This window comes from Mesorhizobium sp. B2-7-1, assembly GCF_006440735.1.
Taxonomy (GTDB): Bacteria; Pseudomonadota; Alphaproteobacteria; order Rhizobiales; family Rhizobiaceae; genus Mesorhizobium.
This window is the reverse complement of record NZ_VFUA01000203.1, coordinates 1-2,915: the sequence shown is the minus strand read 5'-3', so window position 1 is coordinate 2,915 and position 2,915 is coordinate 1. Positions and strand designations below refer to the sequence as shown.

The 2,915-nt window shown below is 64.7% G+C and carries 3 protein-coding genes; 2 read left to right on the top strand and 1 reads right to left on the bottom strand.

The window, feature by feature from the left end:
• On the top strand, positions 1-747 hold a 747-nt coding region (locus FJ471_RS34335), incomplete at its 5' end, for a glutamate--tRNA ligase family protein (protein ID WP_246684923.1).
• Here the strand turns inward: FJ471_RS34335 and FJ471_RS34330 are convergent.
• Positions 665-1,888 carry a DUF2865 domain-containing protein gene (locus FJ471_RS34330; RefSeq protein ID WP_140811313.1) on the bottom strand — a complete coding sequence of 408 codons (1,224 nt, stop codon included), beginning with the start codon at positions 1,886-1,888 and terminating at the stop codon, positions 665-667. The two genes, FJ471_RS34335 and FJ471_RS34330, sit on opposite strands and share 83 nt — an antisense overlap.
• A gap of 232 nt (positions 1,889-2,120) precedes the next feature.
• Between FJ471_RS34330 and FJ471_RS34325 the strand changes: the two genes are divergently transcribed.
• Positions 2,121-2,783 carry a DUF1287 domain-containing protein gene (locus FJ471_RS34325; protein WP_246684922.1) on the top strand — a complete coding sequence of 221 codons (663 nt, stop codon included), beginning with the start codon at positions 2,121-2,123 and terminating at the stop codon, positions 2,781-2,783.
• Positions 2,784-2,915: the final 132 nt, after the last annotated feature.

Genomic DNA, 2,915 nt, shown 5'->3' with positions numbered 1-2,915 from the left:
ACCAGACGCGACAGGCAGCGCACCACCAACACCGGGGTGCAGATCGCCATCTTCAAGGCGCTCGGCGCCGAGCCGCCGGTCTTCGGCCACCACAACCTGCTCACCACCGTCTCAGGCGAGGGGCTGTCGAAGCGCACCGGCGCGCTGTCGATCGAAAGCCTGCGCGAGGACGGCATCGAGCCGATGGCGGTCGCGTCGCTGGCGGTGCTCGTCGGCACGTCGGAGAATGTCACCGCCGCGCACGACCTCAACGAGCTTGCCGGCCATTTCGACCCGGCTGCGACATCGAAGTCGGCGTCCAAGTTCGACCCGGACGAGCTTTTCGTGCTCAACCGCACGCTGATGCATCATATGTCGTTCGAGGAAGCGCGCGACCGGCTGATCGTGCTTGGTATTTCCGGCGACAAGGCCGAGCCGTTCTGGATGGCGGTCCGCGGTAATCTCGACCGTCTGTCGGACGCGGTCGCCTGGTGGCGTATCGTGGGCGAAGGCCCGCAGGAGCCGGCCGAATTTTCCGGCGAGGACCGCGATTTCCTTGATCAGGCTTTCGAACTGCTGCCGGAGGAGCCGTGGAACGGCACGGTGTGGAAGGACTGGACCGGCAAGATCAGGGAAGCGACCGGGCGCAAAGGTAAACCGCTGTTCATGCCGCTGAGGCTCGCCCTTACCGGGCGGACTTCGGGGCCGGAGCTTTCAGATCTATTGCCGCTGATGGGTCGGGAAGGAACGCTGGCCCGACGACCCTGACCTTGCGCTGATCCGGCGGCAGCGCCGAGAGCGGAGACACCGGCACCTTGGTGGTCAGCCGCTTGATGGCTTCCTGGTCGAGGCCGCCTTCGGCATTGGCGATCGTTTCCGGATCGGCGCCTGGATCCGGCTTGGCCGCCGGCACGGGAATGAAAGGCGCTGCCTCGCCGTCCGGCTGCGACTGTTCGGGGTTGGGCGGGTTGCCGCCGATGATCGTGAAATTTCCATTGCCGGCTTGCGCATTGCAGCCGCAGCTCGGCGGCCGCGAATAATTGGCCTGCTTGTAGAGATAGGCGGTCGGCAACTCGCTGTAGGGTTGACCGGTGACCGAGGAGGTCATCGACCCAGAATCGTCGTCCATTCCACGTGAATAGAAGACCTGCATCTCAGTGCCCGGGCAGCTCGATTCGCAATTCTTCTGGTCGCGCTCGAAGTCGCCGATGGAAGCCGCGTTGGACATCGGGAAGAAATAGCCGTCGCAGGTGCGCACGCACATGGTGCGGAACTCGCCGCCCAGTCGCGGCAGGTCCATGCCGTCCGGCTGGTTGATGACGCGGCGGATGCTGCGCTCGCCGGAATCATCCGAAGGCACCTCCGCAGCGTCCGGGACATCGGGCGTTTCGAGCTGCTCGTCCTGGCGGCCGAAAAGCTGCTCGAACAGATTGCCGCCATTGTCGCGGGCCGCCTCCCGAAACGGGGCGCGTCGCGGCGCGATCTCGTCGTCGCGGCAACCATTGGCATCGAGCGACGCCAGGATACGGCTGCGGTCGCGCCGCGTGCCGCCGGCGGCGAGCCGCTCGCGCTTGGCCTGCAATGTGTCGAGATTGGCGTTCATGCGCTGGATCGAGGCATTGATCGCCGCGCATTGGTTGACATTGCGCGAAAACAGCGTGAAGCCGCAATTGGCGTCGCTCGCCCGGCCGCGGGCCTTGGCAAGCTGCTCGCGCTGGCGCTGGATGGCATCGTCATATTTGCGCACGATGCCTGGTCCGCCGCCGCCACCGCGTGTCGCGGCGAGTTCGGCTTCGAGCTGCCTGCAAGCGCGGGAGGCCGCCTGGGATTGGGTCACGGCGACGGCCGAACCTGCAAGCGCTGCAAGCAGCGCCAACAGGTGGGTCAGCTTCAGCCCCAAGCCTTTCATCCGAAACCCCAATAGCCCGCCCAAATCGCTTGATCGACCCGAAGCTACCCGGCCGTGGTTAATCGACTATGCCAGAGTCGGCGCCCATCGGGCTCGAGGACAATTCAGCCCGAAGCGTTTTCAACCGGAAACACGACCTGCCATCGCCGGCCCAAAACGCCGAGAGCCTAAAAAAGACGCTTTCGCGCGGGACCAATTCCCGTGAACTCGGCTTGCAAGAGAGGGGCGATGCATGATCCCGATGACCCGTCGAACCGTGCTGCAACTCGGTCTTCTGTTCCTGGCGGTGCCGTACGCGATGGCCAGGAAAGCCACGCCCGAGGCGATGGCGAAGACCGCCACGCCCGATTGGACTTTCAGGTTGGTCGATGCCGCACGCCAGCAGATCGGCGTCACCACGCTCTACGATCCGGCTTACACCCGCATCCCTTATCCCGGCGGCGATGTCGCGCAGGACCGGGGCGTGTGCACGGATGTCGTGATCCGTGCCTATCGCCGCGCCTTCCGGCTCGACCTGCAAAAGCTGGTGCATGAGGATATGTTGGGCGATTTCGCCGCCTATCCGAAGGGTTGGGGACTGAAGTCGACCGATCCCAACATCGACCATCGCCGCGTGCCCAATCTCGCCATGTTCTTCGAACGGCGAGGCGCCTCCCTGGCCGTCAGCGACGATCCCGCCGACTATCTGCCGGGCGATCTCGTCACTCAGATGCTGCCCGGCAACCTGACGCACATCGCCATCGTCTCGACCAATCGCTCGGCCGAGGCGCCGGAACGGCCACTGGTCATTCACAATATCGGCCAGGGCGCCCGCGAGGAGGACACGCTATATGTCTTCAGGCGGACGGGGCATTTCCGCTTCGCGCCCACCTATGGTGTGTCGATATTCAGGTGAGGCCGGTCTGCAAATGCCGGCTTCCTGCGCTTCCGGTGCTCACGTACTGAAAGTACGCTCCGCTCCGGTTCTCGGAATCCACCTTTCTCGACTCGGCCTGACCTCAATCTCAACCCACGTAGCGCCGGGGGA

Bases quoted from the DNA above. Each gene is read 5' to 3' on its own strand.
- FJ471_RS34330 (WP_140811313.1), bottom strand. From the start codon at position 1,888: ATGAAAGGCTTGGGGCTGAAGCTGACCCACCTGTTGGCGCTGCTTGCA.
- FJ471_RS34325 (WP_246684922.1), top strand. From the start codon at position 2,121: ATGATCCCGATGACCCGTCGAACCGTGCTGCAACTCGGTCTTCTGTTC.